Origin of the sequence: Saccharothrix xinjiangensis (assembly GCF_039527585.1) — a bacterium.
In the GTDB taxonomy this organism is placed as follows: domain Bacteria; phylum Actinomycetota; class Actinomycetes; order Mycobacteriales; family Pseudonocardiaceae; genus Actinosynnema; species Actinosynnema xinjiangensis.
This window is the reverse complement of the sequence record NZ_BAAAKE010000081.1, coordinates 1-724: the sequence shown is the minus strand read 5'-3', so window position 1 is coordinate 724 and position 724 is coordinate 1. Positions and strand designations below refer to the sequence as shown.

The window sequence follows — 724 nt, the reverse complement described above, 5'->3', positions numbered from 1 at the left end:
GCATCATCCTGGGGCAGCTGGATCCGTGACAAACTGACGCAGCTTCAACCCCCGCTACCGCGTTCGATGGGAACCTGACATGAGCACAGCACTGGAACACCCGACCTACAACTACAAGGTAGTTCGGCAGTTCGCGATCATGACAGTCGTGTGGGGCATCGTGGGCATGACCCTCGGTGTCATCCTCGCCGCACAGCTGGTATGGCCGCAACTCAATCTGGACCTGCCTTGGACGAGCTTCGGCCGTCTGCGTCCGCTTCACACCAACGCCGTGATCTTCGCCTTCGGCGGCTCGGCGCTGTTCGCCACCTCCTACTACGTGGTGCAGCGGACCTGTCAGACCCGGCTGTGGTCCGACAAGCTCGCCGCCTTCACCTTCTGGGGCTGGCAAGCCGTGATCCTGTCGGCGGTGATCACCCTGCCGCTGGGCTACACCACCACCAAGGAGTACGCCGAGCTGGAGTGGCCGATCAATATCCTGATCGCGGTGGTGTGGGTGACCTATGCCCTGGTCTTCCTGATGACCATCAAGCAGCGCAAGACCTCCCACATCTATGTGGCCAACTGGTTCTTCGCCGCCTTCATCCTGACCGTGGCCGTGCTGCATATCGTCAACAACGCCGCCATTCCGGTCACCGCCATGTACTCCATCTCCATCTACTCCGGCGCCATCGACGCCATGGTGCAGTGGTGGTATGGCCACAACGCGGTGGGCTTCTTCCTG

The 724-nt window shown here is 61.3% G+C and carries 1 protein-coding gene; it reads left to right on the top strand.

What is annotated here, in order from left to right; translation table 11 throughout:
* Positions 1-79: 79 nt before the first annotated feature.
* Positions 80-724: cbb3-type cytochrome c oxidase subunit I (locus tag ABD223_RS43310; protein WP_344044192.1), on the top strand; the 645-nt coding region annotated here is incomplete at its 3' end.